The organism is Phycisphaeraceae bacterium (assembly GCA_019454185.1).
GTDB lineage: Bacteria > Planctomycetota > Phycisphaerae > Phycisphaerales > UBA1924 > JAHBWV01.
The window spans coordinates 1,942,575-1,958,605 of the sequence record CP075368.1 but is presented as its reverse complement, the minus strand read 5'-3'; the positions used below and the strand labels follow the sequence as shown (position 1 = coordinate 1,958,605).

14 protein-coding genes and 1 pseudogene are annotated in these 16,031 nt (G+C 64.3%); 12 read left to right on the top strand and 3 right to left on the bottom strand.

Translation table 11 applies throughout. The features are described from left to right. Positions 1-29: 29 nt before the first annotated feature. From KF838_08280 to serC, 4 genes and pseudogenes are all read left to right on the top strand, one after another. On the top strand, positions 30-536 hold the full coding sequence (locus tag KF838_08280) for a hypothetical protein (protein ID QYK46782.1): 507 nt from the start codon (positions 30-32) through the stop codon (positions 534-536). 196 nt (positions 537-732) lie between these two features. Then, a pseudogene (locus KF838_08275) lies at positions 733-858 on the top strand (prepilin-type N-terminal cleavage/methylation domain-containing protein). A gap of 1,088 nt (positions 859-1,946) precedes the next feature. Further along, on the top strand, positions 1,947-2,930 hold the full coding sequence (locus tag KF838_08270) for a hypothetical protein (GenBank protein ID QYK46781.1): 984 nt from the start codon (positions 1,947-1,949) through the stop codon (positions 2,928-2,930). Between the two features lie 94 nt (positions 2,931-3,024). Next, positions 3,025-4,215 carry a 3-phosphoserine/phosphohydroxythreonine transaminase gene (serC, locus tag KF838_08265; GenBank protein ID QYK46780.1) on the top strand — a complete coding sequence of 397 codons (1,191 nt, stop codon included), beginning with the start codon at positions 3,025-3,027 and terminating at the stop codon, positions 4,213-4,215. Positions 4,216-4,245: 30 nt separating this feature from the next. On the opposite strand, the gene waaC is transcribed toward serC, so the two are convergent. Next, positions 4,246-5,280, bottom strand: coding sequence for a lipopolysaccharide heptosyltransferase I (gene waaC / locus KF838_08260; protein QYK46779.1), 1,035 nt, complete (start codon positions 5,278-5,280; stop codon positions 4,246-4,248). A gap of 156 nt (positions 5,281-5,436) precedes the next feature. Here waaC and KF838_08255 point away from each other — a divergent pair, with 156 nt between their 5' ends. Continuing rightward, entirely contained in the window at positions 5,437-7,392 is a 1,956-nt protein-coding gene (locus KF838_08255) for a hypothetical protein (protein ID QYK46778.1), read from the top strand. 90 nt (positions 7,393-7,482) lie between these two features. Here KF838_08255 and KF838_08250 read toward each other — a convergent pair whose 3' ends face one another. After that, positions 7,483-8,670, bottom strand: a complete 1,188-nt coding sequence (locus KF838_08250; GenBank protein QYK46777.1) for a type II secretion system F family protein — start codon at positions 8,668-8,670, stop codon at positions 7,483-7,485. A gap of 82 nt (positions 8,671-8,752) precedes the next feature. Next, entirely contained in the window at positions 8,753-9,217 is a 465-nt protein-coding gene (locus KF838_08245; protein ID QYK49825.1) for a glutathione peroxidase, read from the bottom strand. A gap of 257 nt (positions 9,218-9,474) precedes the next feature. Between KF838_08245 and KF838_08240 the strand changes: the two genes are divergently transcribed. The 7 genes from KF838_08240 (at position 9,475) to KF838_08210 (ending at position 16,025) form a co-directional block, all read left to right on the top strand. Next, positions 9,475-10,299: a 6-carboxytetrahydropterin synthase gene (locus KF838_08240; GenBank protein QYK46776.1), complete on the top strand. Its 825-nt coding sequence runs from the start codon at positions 9,475-9,477 to the stop codon at positions 10,297-10,299. Between the two features lie 19 nt (positions 10,300-10,318). Then, positions 10,319-11,995, top strand: coding sequence for a type II/IV secretion system protein (locus tag KF838_08235; protein ID QYK46775.1), 1,677 nt, complete (start codon positions 10,319-10,321; stop codon positions 11,993-11,995). Between the two features lie 216 nt (positions 11,996-12,211). Then, the gene (gene gspG / locus KF838_08230; GenBank protein ID QYK46774.1) at positions 12,212-12,733 is read left to right on the top strand and encodes a type II secretion system major pseudopilin GspG; all 522 of its coding nucleotides are present in this window, start codon (positions 12,212-12,214) and stop codon (positions 12,731-12,733) included. Between the two features lie 154 nt (positions 12,734-12,887). Further along, a complete protein-coding gene (locus tag KF838_08225; protein ID QYK46773.1) occupies positions 12,888-13,571 on the top strand; it encodes a type II secretion system protein in 684 nt (227 codons plus the stop codon). Next, on the top strand, positions 13,568-14,035 hold the full coding sequence (locus KF838_08220; protein QYK46772.1) for a hypothetical protein: 468 nt from the start codon (positions 13,568-13,570) through the stop codon (positions 14,033-14,035). The genes KF838_08225 and KF838_08220 overlap by 4 nt, the downstream gene beginning before the upstream one ends. Next, complete coding sequence (locus KF838_08215) at positions 14,032-14,619, top strand: hypothetical protein (GenBank protein ID QYK46771.1); 588 nt, start codon at positions 14,032-14,034, stop codon at positions 14,617-14,619. The genes KF838_08220 and KF838_08215 overlap by 4 nt, the downstream gene beginning before the upstream one ends. Then, positions 14,616-16,025 carry a hypothetical protein gene (locus KF838_08210; protein ID QYK46770.1) on the top strand — a complete coding sequence of 470 codons (1,410 nt, stop codon included), beginning with the start codon at positions 14,616-14,618 and terminating at the stop codon, positions 16,023-16,025. The genes KF838_08215 and KF838_08210 overlap by 4 nt, the downstream gene beginning before the upstream one ends. Positions 16,026-16,031: the final 6 nt, after the last annotated feature.

Genomic DNA, 16,031 nt, shown 5'->3' with positions numbered 1-16,031 from the left:
GCAGACGGTTCATCGTGTAGCATCCACATATGCACAATGGATCGGAACGCTTCAAAGGCATCGACGGTGGCCATGAGATGGACGAACGCCGGCCCGTCCTCTGCCCCTACTGCGGCACATCCTCCCTGCGACACGATCGTTGCGAGACCTGCGCCGGGCTCTTCGATCCGCTCTCCCGTCAGGCCACACAGAACCACATGGGGCCGTGGTTCATCAGAGATATCGAACACCCCTTCCGACCGGGTTGCTCATACGCAGTCATGAAGGCCATGGCCCTCCGGGGGAAGATCACCCCCGCAACCATCGTCCGCGGCCCGAGTACGCGACAGTTCTGGGAGATCGCAAAGCGTGTCCCCGGCATCGCCCACATCCTCGGCGTCTGCCACGCCTGCGCTGCCGCAGCCCGCGTCGACGACGTGGCATGCAAGACATGCAACGCCTCCTTCAACGTCGAGCAAGACCGGCAGTACATGGGACTCGGCGAAGTGAGAGAGATCCCGACCATGGCAAGAATCCCATCCCGGGAGCAGAGATAATGGCCCCCGCCTGAGCGCCTCCGAGAGGTCCTGAATGCCCGAGCACGGGGCTTTATTGTTCGTAAAAAGTTTGGTCAACGTCCGTTGTTCTTTCTTCTTGCAATCTGTATGTGGATTCTGCTAGACTAGGGTTTCAACCCCTGTAGGTTGAACCAGGCGGAAGTGATCGCGTCGCACAACACGCGGAGGTCCGACAATGGAGTCAAAGACGATGAACAGGCGTGCATTCACGCTGATCGAGCTGTTGGTGGTGATCGCGATCATCGCCCTGCTCATCGGCATCCTTCTCCCCGCGCTCGGCGAGGCCAGAAAGGCCGCCCGACTCTCCATCGATCTCAACAACCAGCGCCAGCTCGGCGTCGCGTCCAACTCGTACGCGACCGACTACGCGGACAAGAACCCGACGTTCTCATGGCGCGTCGATCAGCCGGAGAACCCCTTCGGTGCTTCCGGTTCGCTCCTGCAAGCCGCGGCGGATCAGGCCGTCTCCATCATCAACGAGCGTGGCGGCCGCAACCTCACCCGCATCTCCGGCTGGATTCCCCACGTCCTCTACTCCCACCTCGTGCTGCAGGACTATCTCGCCTCGCGTCTCCCCGAAAAACTGGTCGTCAGCCCCAGCGATGTCCATCGCAACGCGTGGCAGAACTGGCGCGAGTTCGGCTTCTACACGCCGAGCCCCGCCGCCTCCGCCGGATCAGGCACGCTCGATAGCAGTGAGCTGCGCTGGCCATACTCCTGCTCGTACGACACCGTCGTCGCGCTCTACGACCGTGGCCAGAGCTCGAACATCCGCGCCACCAGCGGGCCCTCCGTGACGCGTCGCATCAAGTATTCGTCTTCACACAACGCCTATATTGTGCCCGGAACCGCCGACCTCGACGCCACCCGCGCGTCCGACGTCACCTTCCCCTCCGGCAAGGCCTTCATGCATGAATCGGTTGACCGCTACAAGAAGATTCCCCGCTACTACGCCTACGACGATGCACGCATCCCCGTCCTCATGTTCGACGCCTCTTCCTCGGTCCGTCAGAGCGGCGACTCCAACGCCGGCTGGGACCCGTGGAGTCCGATGACCAAGTCCTCCGCGATCACTTGGTACTCATTCTCCCGCGCCCTCTACCCGCGCAACCAGTGGGAGCCCCCGACCCGCAACGGCGCGCTCACCGACACGAACATCAAGGGCTACATGAAGTGGACCCGAGGCGGCCTCAAGGGCATTGATTACGGTGGCCGCGAGGTCTTCACCGGCCAGTCCTTCGACTGATCGTTTCCATCGCATGACTTGATTCCCGCAAAGGACCCCCGGAGACCCCGGGGGTCCTTTTCGCTTGGCGCCGGGGCGATAGGCGGCGCTCAAACCAGCACGCGGTAGAATCGTGACGTCCCCAAGCGCGTAGGAGCCCCACAATGAACGTCGTGGTCGCTGACAAGTTCGAGAGGGTCGGCCTGGATGGGCTCGCAGCAGCCGGGTGCAAGGTCTCCAACGTCCCCGAGACTCCCTCGGACGGGCTCGCCGCCGTCGTCAACGATGCCCGCGCCGAGGTGCTCGTCGTGCGCTCGAAGAAGGTCACGGCCCAGTCCATCGAGGGCATGAGGGGCGTCCGCCTCATCATTCGGGCGGGCGCGGGCTACGACAACATCGATCTCAACGCCGCATCCAAGGCCGGTATCGCGGTCGCGAACTGCCCAGGCATGAACGCCGTCGCCGTCGCCGAGCTCGCGATCGGGCACCTGATCAACCTCGACCGACGCATCCCCGAGCAGACCATCGCCGCACGCGAGGGAAAGTGGGACAAGAAAGAGTTCGGGCGCACCGGTCTCGGCGGTGCGCGGGGACTGAAGGGTTCAACGCTCGGCGTCGTCGGATGCGGCGCGATCGGACGCGCGGTCATCAAGCGTGCCCTCGCCTTTGAGATGCGCGTGATCGCGTGGAGCCGCTCCATCACCAAGGATCACGCGAAGGATCTCGGCGCAGAGTGGGGGGGCAACGACACGCCCGCCCTCCATACGCTGGCCTCTGTCTGCGACGCCATCTCGATCCATCTCCCCGGCGCATCCGACACCAAGCACCTGATCGGGCGTGACTTTCTCTCGAAGATGAAGCCCGGCGCGTACCTCATCAACACATCCCGAGGGAGCGTCATCGACGAGGCGGCTCTCCGCGAGGCGATGGTCTCAAAGGGGATCCGTGCAGGGCTCGATGTATTCGAGAATCAGCCCGCGGAGCCGCAGGGGGCATGGACCTGCCAGACCGCGAAACTGAGCGGCGTCTCGATCACCCATCACAGCGGTGCGGGGACCGAGCAGGCCCAGAACGCTGTCGCGGAAGAGGTCGTCCGAATCGTCCGAGTCCTCAAAGAAGCCGGCTCGATCGAGAATCGCGTCAACTGAGCCCCGCTCCAGGACCCGGCAGAGATCGATCGGGGCGTACAATCCACCACTCATACCTCCACTCAACGCAGATCCTCTGTTCAGGAACGATGCCATGACCACGATGAGCCCCGCCGGGACCGCGCCGGCCGTGACCAAGACGACTTCCGGCGAGCGGATCTTCAACTTCTCCGCAGGACCCGGCTGCCTCCCCGAGCCCGTCCTCCGCCAGATTCAGGAGGATGTGTTCAACATCAAGGGCTCCGGCATCGGCATCCTCGAACACTCGCACCGCGCCAAGGTCTACGACCGGGTGCTCGCCGAAGCGTTCGAAGACTTCCGGAAGATCAGCAACCTTCCGAGCAACTACCACGTCCTCTTCATGACCGGCGGCGCGACGAGCCAGAACTTCCTCGTCCCCGCAAACCTGAAGCCCCAGGACCAGACCGCCGACTACATCACCACCGGCTACTGGGCCGAGAAGAGTCTCGAGCAGGCCAGGGTCTACGGCCCCGTGCACGAGGCCTTCACGAGCAAGGACAAGAACCACTCCTACATCCCGACGGACGAGCAGATCAAGTACTCCGCCTCGCCCGCCTACGTCCACATGTGCTCGAACAACACAATCTTCGGCACCGAGTGGCACGAGATCGCCGGTGACAAGAACACCTGGCGCGAACGCATCCCCAATGTCCCCGCGGGCGTGCCCCTCGTCTGCGACATGTCGAGCGACATCTACAGCCGCTCGGTCGACTTCACCAAGTACGGCCTTGTCTACGCAGGCGCACAGAAGAATCTCGGAGCCGCCGGCACCACGCTCGTCGTCATCCGCGACGATCTCGCCTCGAAGAAAGTCCGCGACCTTCCGTGGATGCTCAGGTACGAGACCTTCGCCAAGGACGAGAGCCGCCCCAACACGCCCCCGGTCTTTGCGATCTATGTCTGCGGCCTCGTCTTCAAGTGGATCCTCGCCCAGGCCCAGGGCAACCGCCACTGCCTCGATGTCATCCACGAGCGGAACATCAGGAAGGCCGGGCTTGTCTACGACGCGATCGACACCTCCGGCGGCTTCTGGAAGGGATGCGCCCATCCACACGCCCGCAGTCTCATGAACCTCACGTTCAAGGCCCCGACCCCAGAGCTGGACGACAAGTTCTGCAAAGAGTCGGCCGCCGCAGGGCTCGACGGCATGAAGGGCCATCGCTCCGCCGGCGGCATGCGGGCCAGCATGTACAACGCCATGCCCGAGGCAGGATGCAAGGCCCTCGCCGACTTCATGCGCGACTTTGCGAAGAAGAACGGGTGAGCCAAACGGCTAAGCCCCGGTTCGTGATACTCAGACAGTCTTGAGCACGATCCGGACGCGCTCGACAACCTCGTCCACGGAGATCCGCTCCATCATCTCTCGCCCGGCCAGATCGTCCTTGTGATCAAGGACCTCCCCCGGCTGGACGTGTTGGATCACATCTCCTTCGCGCCGATACGGCCCGACCCGCGCGATCGAGGTCGGCCCGTAGAGCGCGACCATCGGGCGCTCGAAGCCGACCGCCATGTGGATCGCCGCGGAATCGTTCGCGACGACGACCGCCGCCCGCTCAACGACGGCCATCAGCTCACCGACACTTGTCTTCCCGATCAGGTCGAGCACGCGTTCATCCCGCGACGCCAGCTCGAGCAGGGGGCCGCACTGCTCGCGCTCGGACCTTGCGCCGACGATCGCGACACGTTCAATCCCCATCGCGAGCATCCGCTCCGCCAGTGCCGCGAACCGCTCCGCCGGCCACCGCTTCCCCGCCCATCGGCTGGTCGGCGCGAGCACCGCAGCGCGAGATGCTCCCAGCGTTTGCGCTGCCCACTCCCTCCAAGCCGGCAGCGTGGAGAGGCGCATATCGGCGATCGGTTTCACGCCCGCTCGCTCGACGAGCGCCAGCATCCGATCCACCGCGTGCATCTCACGACTGATGCGATGCCTCGTGTTGTACCCGAGCCAGCCGAGTTCCTGGGCATTCGCGTAGCCGACGCGTCGGCGAGCCCCCGTCGCGAGTGCAAGCATCCCACTCCGAAACAGCCCCTGTGCATCGATCACAAGGTCGTACCGCTGAGCACGCAGCCGGCGAAGAAACCGGATCGTGCTCGCCGGCCGGATGCTCTTCAGGTCCTTGCCCAGTCTCCCACGCTCGAACGGCACCACGCCCGACAACGCAGGGTGCCCGGAGATCGCGTCGGCAAAGCTGTCCTGCACCAGCCAGTCGATCCTCGCCTCCGGGTACGCGCTCCGCAACGATGCCAGCACCGGCACCGAGCGGCAGACATCCCCCAGCGCGCTCGGCCGGATGATCAGGATCGACTTGGGCAGTGATTCGCTCTGCAAGGGTCGCTGTCCATCGGCCCGGCACACGCCCGCCCGTGAAAGTGGGCCGACCGCACCCCCAATAGTCCACAGGGTCCGCACTGCAAACCATCAGGGCCGCGTCACGATCGGCGGGTGATCAGAACCGCCCTTCCCAAGTCTCCAGGAGGTCCATCCATGCGTCGCTCGATCATCGGAATCAGGCGTCGGTCCATCCTCGGCACGGCGGCACTCGCCGGAGTGCTCGGCCTTGCCGCCGTCTCCCCCGGCCTTGCCCTCGCCCAGGATGCAGGCGGCGTTCAGCCCTTCATCCTCTACGAGCACGCCCCGATGTCCGCGTGGCTTGTCGATGGGAAAGACGCCGGCCTCAAACAGGCCATCTCGATGATCCCGGCTCGACTCGCCGAACTCCCAGGCGAGATTCCGGACATGCCCCCGGAGATCGAGCCGATCGTCCAACTGGCCCTCCGGACGCTGGCTCAGCCCGCGCGGCTCGCGATCACCTACAACCCCGACAACGCCGCCGGCGGGTTCTTTGGCTACGGATTGACGCTCAGCGTGCAGGCGAAGGACCAGGGCCACGCAACCCAGTTGCACGGCATCCTGCACGCCGCGCTCCTCGAGAAGTTCCAGGAGCAGGGCATGCCCGCGCCCGCCGACAGCATGCGCTTTAAGGGCATGCAGGACGTGCAGTTGCCCTTCGGCCTCATCTCCTACGGCCCGCGTGAGTCCAAGGATGGCTGGCGATTCGAGTTGGTCGCCGGCGCGGTCGACAACCCCGACGCCGGTTTCGACCGACTCCCCGTGCCCCCACAAGGCGTCAGCCCCGTCATGCGCGGCTCACTGAACTTCGCCGCGCTGACGCCGGGTATCAACATGGCCCGCACGCTGGCGGGAAGGAACTTCCCTCCCGAGGGTGTTGAGGTCCTGACCGGATTAGAGCGAGCCGGCATCATCGGCTCCGAAGCGATCGCCATCGACTTTGTCGCTGGGTACACCGCAACCGACACCACGAGCATCGTGCGTGTGAAGGGCGCGGGCAAGTACGCGAGCCAGTGGCACATGTCGAAGGAGCCCGTGAACGACAAGGACCTTGCCATGGTCCCCGCCGACGCGACCATGATGTCCATCGCCAAGGGCGACCTCTCGGGGATTTCGGCTCTGATCGACAATCTCGCCCAGCGCGGCGTGCCCGTCAACGACGTGCTCGGCGAGTTCAAGAGCCGCACAGGAGTTGACCTCCGCGCGGACATCATCGACTCGATCGGCGGCACTTGGGGCGCGTACCTGTCAGATTCGACGGGGGGCGGCTCCTTCGGCTCGGGCGTCCTCTTCGCGTCGCTCAAGGACCGCGCCAGGGTTATCGATGCGCACCGCAGACTCGTCGCCGCAGCCGGAAAGCAACTCGCCCAACAAGACAAAGGCATGTACATCCGTCCGACGATCTGGACATCCGGCGAAGTGGAACTCATGTCCCTCCGCTTCCCCGGAATGCCCGTGCCCCTCGAGATCACCTATGCCGTCGTGGGCGATTGGTTCATCGCGGGCTTGACACCCCAGGCCGTGCTCGCGGCGTCGGCCCAGGCACTTGGCAAGTCCGGCCCGGGCATCTCCTCAAACCCGACCTTCGCCGTCGCGGTGCCCAACGGACGCAACCTCGCAAGCGTCACCTTCGTGGACACCGCCCGCGCTGCCAAGAACGGATACCCCTTGGTCAGCATGGCCGGCTCGGCGTTCGCCAACCTGGCCCGCTCCCCGAAGGGTGACCGCGACATCGGGCTGACCGTGCCGCTCTACGCCGACTTCATGAAGAACGTGAAGCCCACCACCCAGTTCTCATACTGGGACGGCGAGGACCTCGTCACCGAGAGCCACGCCGATCGCTCCATGCTCGTCAACGTCGCGGGCGCGATGGGCAGCGGTGGCGCCTTCTGGCCCCTCCTCATCGCGATTCCGGCCATCGCCGAGGGTGCCGAGCGTGGACGCTTCGGGATGGGACCATGGGACCACAACCTCCTGCCCCACGCGCGCAGGACCGCGCTGGCGCTCATCGAGTCTCCCGAGATGATCCTCGATCCAGTTCGGCGTCGGGCCTCGATCGCCGCAATCGGGCTCGTCTGGAAGCTCGACTGATCGTCTCGCCGCTTCGCATCGGTTCACGCTCGACTCGAAGAAGGGCCTCCGCACACGCGGGGGCCTTTCTCGTTGTCGGCTCCTATGCGATCACCCTTCGCCGCCGAGTTGCGTCATCGGCAGCAGCAGCCCCATCGCCACGACGACGACCACGCCCGCAATCGCCATGAGCATCAGGGGCTCGATCAGCCGCACCACGATCCCGAGCAGGCGGTCGATCCGTTTCTCGATCGTCTCGGCGACGCTGAGCAGCACCTTCTCAAGGTTGTTCGCCGATTCACCAACTGAGATCATCTCCACGATGTCATCGGCAAAGAGGCCGCTCGAAGCGAGGGGCGGAGCCAGCTGCTCGCCCGCTCGCACGGCCTCGATCGCACGATCGATCGCCTCTTCCATCAGCACGTTGCCCGCTGCTTCCTTGCTGATCGCCATCGCCTGGAGCATCGGCACGCCGTTCTCAAGCATCGTTCCCAGCAGGCGGCAGAATCTCGCCGCCGCGAGGGCCCTCACCAGTTGCCCGCACACGGGAGCGAACGTGAGGAACTCCGTGCCCCGGCGTCTCACGTCCGCACGCTTCGAGAGTCTCCATCCGAGTAGCCCGGTCGCGACCGCGCCCCCGACGATAGAGATACCAAACCCCGCGATCAGGTCGCTCGTCCCGAGCACAAGCCGTGTGGAGAGCGGCAACTGAGACATCCGCTCAAAGACCGGCTTGAACATCGGGACAAACACACCAAAGACCACGCCGAGAATCAGCACGCCGAAAAGCACGAGCAGCGCGGGATAGATGAGCGACCCGACGATCCGACCCCTGAGCTCCGCCTGCGCCAGCACAAACGCACCGAGGCGGCTGAACACACCCTCAAGAAACCCACCCTTCTCGCCAGCGCGGATCATCGCGACGTGGATGCGTGGGAAGACCTCAGGACGCCGCGACATCGCCTCTGCAAGCTCTCCTCCGTCCGACACGGTCTCAGCGAGGTGGCGATACACATCCGCGACCTTCGGCTGGCTCCGTCGGGCAGCGATCAGCTTGAGCGACCGGAGCAGGGGCACGCCCGCATGGAGCAGATCGCCGATCTGCACATAGGACTCGCCTAGCTTCCGTGCCGAGACACGCCGACCCCTGGCCGTCCGTTCTTTCGCCGGTGAGATCGTCACCGGGGTCAGGCGACGGGATTCCAACTCGGCGAGCACGGCCTGCTCCGTTGCTGCTGATAGCAGGCCGGTGACCCGGTCGCCTGAGGCAGTGAGGGCTGTGTACGCGTAAGTCGCCATCCCGAGCGAACAGAATAGCAGGCATCAAGAGAACGAACATCGCGGGGGCAGCCACGCGAGATCTCGCCCCTGATCTGTGGGCTCATGGGCTCGCGAGCAGCTCATCGATCCGGCTTACAAGCTCTGACGCGTCCGGCTTCGTGCGTGGCTCAAACCGCTGCACCACATTCCCCTCGCGATCGATCAGGAACTTCGTGAAGTTCCACGAGGGCTCGCCGCCGAGCGGCTTGGGGAGCGACGCCAGTTGCTTGTAGAGGTCACACGCATCCTTCCCCTTGACAGAGACCTTCTCGAACATGGGGAAGGTCACGTTGTACTTGCTCTCACAGAACGCGGCGATCTCCTCGTTCGTGCCCGGCTCCTGGCCCATGAAGTTGTTGGCCGGGAACGCAAGCACAACAAAGCCCTTCTCCCTCTTCGACTCGTAGAGCGACTGAAGCGCATCGTATTGGGGCGTCAGCCCGCACTTGCTCGCCACGTTCACAAGCAGAATGACCTTCCCCTTGTACGCGTCGAGGCGTTCGGCAGTGCCGTCAATCCTCGTCATGGTGTAGGAGAGCACATAAGGCGATACCTCGCCGGCCGGTTCCTGCGATGCCGATCGGTGGGAGACAAGCCCCAGGGCTACAGGAAGCCCGAGAAGAGGTGCGAGCAGGAGAGCGAGCCGAGAACGGGTTGCCATCGCATGACTCCAGTGTGGGTGCTTCGACCAACGGTTTCGGAACGACGCGCCACACAGATGCGGCCGCAGGCCGCGTTCCATCACAGAACCAGCATCAAACCAACTCCCTATCGTATCGCGTGGTGACGCTCAGACGCACAGTTCGGTTTGCGATCAATCCGAGCACCGCCGGCGATCGCGGCACAAACGGATACGGCGGCGTTCCCTCGCTCCTCCCCTGGGGCAGGACTTTCGAGCTCACGGTTTCCTGCAGTGGCATCCCCGACCCGGCCACCGGGTACCTGATCAACATCAAGGCGATCGACGACGCTGTGCGACGCACCGCCGTGCCCGCGCTCGCGGCTCACATCGACCGCCGCGCCGATCCCGCAGCGTGCGTGCCGGATCTTCTTCAGTCGCTGCGGCACCAGGTGCCTGTTCCAGTTGTCGCTGTCCGACTCCATCTCACGCCGACACTCGTTATCGACTCAGAGGTCACTATGGGAACCAGGGTGGTGCTCGCTCAGAAGTTCGAGATTGCTGCCGCACACAGACTCCACTCGCCGGCGCTCTCGGACGCCGAGAACCGGGCGTTTTTCGGCAAGTGCAACAACCCGGCGGGACACGGGCATAACTACGTGATCGAGCCGCGGGTCGAAATCGGCACGGATGCGTCGCGAGCCGCCATCACACTAGCCGAACTCGAAGAGATCACCCAGCGTGTTCTTGTCGAGCCGTTCGACCACAAGCACCTGAACCTCGATACGCCTGAGTTCTCCGACCACGGCGGACTCAATCCGACAGTCGAGAACATCGCCATGGTCTTTTTCCGGCTGCTTTCGGCCGAGATCGCTCGTCTCGGAAGAGACGCCAGACTCAGGGAGATCACAGTCTGGGAGACCGATCGAACCAGCGCGACATTCGGACCTACGCAGGATTCCAAGACCGTGAGCGATCAGCAGGTCTGATCCCGACGTACCATCCGACATGGGTGTGGCGACCATACTTGTTGAACGTGGACTGATCACGCGCGAGCAGCTCGAACAGGCCGCGGCCGAGCACAGATCGTCAGGCGAGCGCCTCGACCGTGCTCTGATCCGGATGGGAATGGTGGGGCGGCGCGAGGTGCTCGAGATCATCGGCGAGCAACTGGCCATGCCCGTGGTCGATCTCGGCGCTGCTGACGTCGCTCCGGAGGTCATCCAACTCCTACCCGCCCGCGTTGTCTTCAAGCAGCAGGTTGTTCCCATCGAGCTTCGGGATGGCGTCCTCGTCGTCGCGACGAGTGACCCCTTCGATCTTTCCGCGCTCGACGAGCTCCGCCTTGTCACCGGAAACCCCATCGAGCTTGTTCTCGCTGATGAAGAAGAGCTCCGGCAGTTCATCCGGACGCACTACGGCGTCGGCGGCGACACGCTCCATGAGATGGCGGGCCAAGGACCCGGTCTCGAATCCATCGAGGGCGAGGCGGACGAGATCGAGCAGGCGCAGGAAGCGTCGGTCATCAAGCTCGTCAACGACCTTCTCGCTGAGGCGATCAGCGAGAGAGCGACCGACGTCCATATCGAGCCCTACGAGGGATCGCTCGCCGTCCGCTATCGAATCGACGGCGTGCTCCAGCGTGCGAACGTCCCGCCCACGATTCATCGGTTCGGCGCGGCGATCGTCTCTCGCCTCAAGATCATGGCCTCGCTCAATATCGCCGAGAAACGCAGGCCCCAGGACGGACGCATCACCTTCCGGCACAAGCCGCCGGGACAGGCCCCCTCCGAGTTCGATCTCCGCATGAGCGTGATCCCGATGCTCTCCGGTGAGGGTGTCGTGCTCCGCGTGCTCTCCAAGACAGCGGTTCTCATGGGGCTCGATCAGCTCGGCATGCCCGAAAACGTCCTCAAGAGCTGGGACACGCTCATCAATCGCCCGCACGGCATCCTTCTCGTGACGGGGCCGACCGGCAGCGGCAAGAGCACGACGCTCTACGCGAGTCTCAACCGCATCGTTTCCGACGAAGTCAAGGTGATCACCGTCGAGGACCCTGTCGAGTACCACGTTCCGGGCGTCAACCAGATCCAGGTCAACCACAAAGTCGGTCTCGACTTCTCCTCCGGCCTTCGCTCCATCCTGCGCCATGATCCCGACGTCGTCATGATCGGCGAGATTCGAGACAAAGAAACCGCCGAGACCGCTGTTCAGGCCTCGCTCACGGGGCACCTCGTCTTCAGCACGCTGCACACCAATGACGCTGCCGGTGCAGCAACCCGACTCCTCGACATGGGGGTTGAACCGTTCCTCATCGCATCGAGCGTCGAGGGCGTCATGGCCCAGCGACTGGTCCGGCGCGTCTGTGCACAGTGTTCACAGCCGTTCACAGCAGAACCGGGCTCCCTGCCCAAAGACTTCGAAGAAGAAGGTGCAAACCTCCGCTGCGGGGCTGGGTGTCGGAACTGCCGAGGCACTGGGTTCAGGGGCCGGGTCGGGCTCTATGAGATGCTCCATCTGACCGGCGCAACTCGCGAGATGATCATGAAGCGGGTCAATGCCGCTGAGTTGGCCGCCGCCGCGTTGGCCGAGGGAGAACTCTCACTCCTCAAGTACGATGGATACGCCAAGGTCAGGCAAGGCCAGACGACGATGGAAGAGGTTGCCGGAGCGTTGGTTGTGTGAGGCATACGAACAGGAAGCGAAACGCGCATCCTCCGCGATCTCATCGACTTGGATAAACTTCTTTGCAGCCGAGGGGCGATTTGCTAGTATGGACTAGCTCCTGAACACTCCCTTCGCTTCAGGATGTTGAGATGATGCCGGGCCGACTCCGGTCCGACAGCCGAATCTGCCGACTGAGATACGCGGCAGGAACCGCTCAGAAAGGATCTTTGAGCCATGACCCAGGAAGTGGAGTCCAGATCAAGGGTGTCGCGCCGTCGCACGCGACGCGGGTTCACCATCATCGAAGTGATGATCGTGATCGCGATCATTCTCGCGCTCTCCGGCCTCGTCGGTTTCGCCCTGATCGGACAGAGTGCCAAGGCCAAGAAGGGCATCGCTGAGACCCAGATCCGTCTCATCAAGGGTGGTGTGAAGGCGTTCTACGTCGACTTCGGTCGCTTCCCGTCCGAGGACGAGGGGTTGGCTGTTCTCTGGAACAAGTCACTCCTCCAGTCTGAAGAGGATCAGGCCCGGTGGACCAAGTACCTCGAATCTCCCGTGCCCACAGACCCCTGGGGTTCCCCGTGGGGTTATCGGGCCGAGAGCCAGAATCGCGATGGCGAATACGACTTGTGGTCATACGGACCGGACAAGCAGGACGGGACGGACGATGACATCAACGCCTTCGCCGCCGAAGAGGCCGACGCAGACGGTGGATTCGGAAGGGGATTGCCCCCGCCCCCGCCCGGTGGCTGATATGTGCATAACCCCCGGCCAAGGGAATCACTGCCGGGGCACGTTTGAGAAGTGTGTGGGCGAATGCCCGGATCGCATGGAGCGGTCGTTTCAACTGTCGCGGAGCGAACTCGTGGTGCGGACGACCGTGTCCGCACATCTCGGGGTGACGATCATGGCCACCAGCCGAACGCTCTCACGCAACAAGTGCTTCTCGATGGTCGAGGTCTTGATCGCGATCGCGATTATCGGCATGCTTGCCGCTCTTGTGGCCGTGCCCATGACCAGCCATGTCCGCGGAGCCGAGGTCGATGGTGCCGCTGCTCGGATCCAGTCCGCGCTGAGCGATGCCCAGGCCACGGCCAGAGAATCCGGTCTGCCCGTGACAGTGATCGCAATCGTCGGTGACGATGGTCGCACCGGCGTAGACAGCCGCACCGTCTCCGATACGGCATCCCAAGCCGCAAGCGCCAATCCCGGCATGGAGCACGCCTTCACGCGCGCAACCAAGCGGCTGAACCTGCCCCAGGGCATCACCATCGCGGGCCGCACTCCCGCCGCAGACCCGGTGAGAAGTCTCGGCGGCATGGGGGCGCCCGCATCCGATTCCCGCTCTGAAGTCTCCGAACCCCGCGAACGCACCCTCGCGGTCTTTCTCCCAGATGGCAGCGCCGTTGTTTCCGGTCCCATCCTCGTGCGAGGTCGCGACGGTCGCTCCAGCGAAGTCAGAGTGAATCCCTGGACAGGTGTCGCCGCGCTCGCAGGCGCAACAACCGACGATCCTCGCCGCACCGACACGCTCGACACCCGTGCGGGCGGTTTGCAAGACGAGTTTGATCCGTTTGCGAAGTGGAGATGAACAGACGAGGCGCGATCCTTCTCGAGCTCCTTCTGGCCGTCGTGCTCTTCGCGATGGCCGGACTGGCGATCCACGGAGCTCTCGATCACGCCCTCGACCGATCCACGCTCACCGCCGAACGCCTTCGTGCAGCGGATCTCGCCTGGTCCGCGATCTCCCTGATCGAATCCGGCGTCGTTCAGCCCGAATCCATCGACGGTCCGATCGAAGAATCCTCTCCGCTCTGGATGGGACCTCCGCCCGGTGCCGGCGTAAGCGACCCGCAGCTCGGGCCCTGGAGCGGCTGGGGAATACGCGTCGAGACCGAGCCGACCCAGTTCCGTAGCCACATGCTCGTATCGATCGGCGTGGTGCGCTCGGTCGGCACCGAAGAGCGGCTCATTTACACCGCGAGACAGATCGTGCGCATCGGCAACGCCCCGGCCGCCGCCCTTCCCCTCGATCGGCAGGGAGGTGACGCGTGAGCCGTCGCAGATCCGCACGCTGCTTCACGGTGATCGAGGTCCTCGTCGCGTGTGCGTTGCTGCTCCTGCTCATGGGCGCGGTGATGTCGCTCATGTGGAGCGCGAGAGACCAGAGAGCCAGAGTCACCGCGATCTCAACATCCGCTCGCGAAGTCCTCGCGATGATGGACCAGATCGAGTCCGATCTCATGACCGCGGTCGCCGCCGATCCGCGCGAGGGCTCCGGCGTTGTGGGAGACGAAACATCGATCAGAATCCTCTCGCGAGGCGTGTGGCTGCGAGGCAGCTTCGGCGAACGATCTCCGCGTGACATCCAGGGATCCTCATTCAACTTCGACGGACAGGGGGCCAGGGTTGAGGCCGAGCGATGGCTCGTCTCGGGCGAACGCATGCGAGCGACCGTCTGCGAACGTGTTGGAGAGCTGCGATTCAGATACGCGGACGGTTTCGCGTGGCACGACACGTTCGACGCCGCCGATCGAGGCAGAATGCCGACCGCGATCGAGATCAGCGTCACCACATCCCGAGGAGAGTTCTGGCGCAGAATCGTCCGGATCCCCGATGGCGGAGGTGAAGGCGCATGAAGCGGGCAATCGCGCTGCTCTCGGTGCTGCTCGTGATCGTGCTCGGCGCGCTCACCGCCATGATCGCGCTGGACCAATCAGACGCCACCGCGTCAGGCGCAAGGGGCTCGCTGCTCAGGCGCGAAGCCAGGGCCGCCGCTTGGTCAGGCGTGCTCGGCGTCATGGCAGAGCTTGAAACCCAGCGCAACGATCTCATCGAAGGAGGCGACCCGGAACTCACCGAGGAATGGACCATTTACACCGATGGCTCGACCACGGCCCGAGTGAGGTTAGAGCAGATTGGGTCCGACGGAGGCTCCCCGCCGAGCGCCCTTGCCAGGAGCGAGGCCGCGAAACTCAACCTCAATGTGGCGACGGCACCCATGCTCGCCCGCCTCTCCGGCCTCGGCGATGAGCGAGCACAATCGATCAGGTCGCTCGCGACCCGCGGCGGACTGACAAGCATCGAGGACCTTCGCCTCGTCGGCATCGATCCTCGCGACGAGGCAGGCGCGATCGGAGGAGTCTCGCTCGAATCGCTCGCGACCGCGTACTCGCTCGATCCCGATCTCGGCATCGGCGTGGGCGATCGCGCGTCTTCCGGACGGAAGCGAGCACGCTGGGACGCCGCAGCCGGGTCCTTCGATCGTCGGCTCGCCGCCGACAACGCGGTCACCGAGACTGTCGAGCGATTGACCGGCGCGAATGTGGACCTCTCATCCGCTCAAGACGTGGCCCGGGCCCTCGATCGACTCAGTATCTCACCCTCAGTGTGGGCCGCACTCTGGGACGAACTCGCCTTCGGCGAACAGGGTGCTGGCCGCGAGGGACTCGTTGATATCTCCCGCGCGCCGGAGGCCGTACTCGGGTGCATCCCCGGATTCGAGGGCCGGGCAAAGGAGATCCATGAAGCGGCACGCCGCTTGGGCGCGGATCGCACGAGAAGCCCGACGTGGCCTCTGGATGCGCGGCTCGTCTCTTCCTCCGACATGGCACGGGCACTCCCGTGGATCACCACGCGCACGCTGCACTGGCGTGTCAGAATCGTCGGTGAGATCACGAGGGCATCGTCCTCAAACGATGAACCGATCGTGCTCTCCCGTGCGGCGTTGGATGCGATCATCGATTGTTCCGCCGATCGAGTGAGGGTGTCATACCTTCGGGACGTCACCTTCGACGGTGCGTCCGAGGGCATCGACACGCTGCTCGCTCAGACACTCGTTGCGGACGAGGAACAATCCAGCACCCCACCCGAATCTTCGCTCGGCGCGTCGCTTGCCGAAGCAGCACAACCCGGCGACGATGCTCGGTCTGTGAGCAGACCAAGCGGGACGCGCAACGGCACAAGCCGAGGGGTTTCACCTTCGCCCCAACAAGGCGGAGACTCCTCGGGACAGCGCAGGGGCCGATGGTCAGCGAAAGGATGACAACGG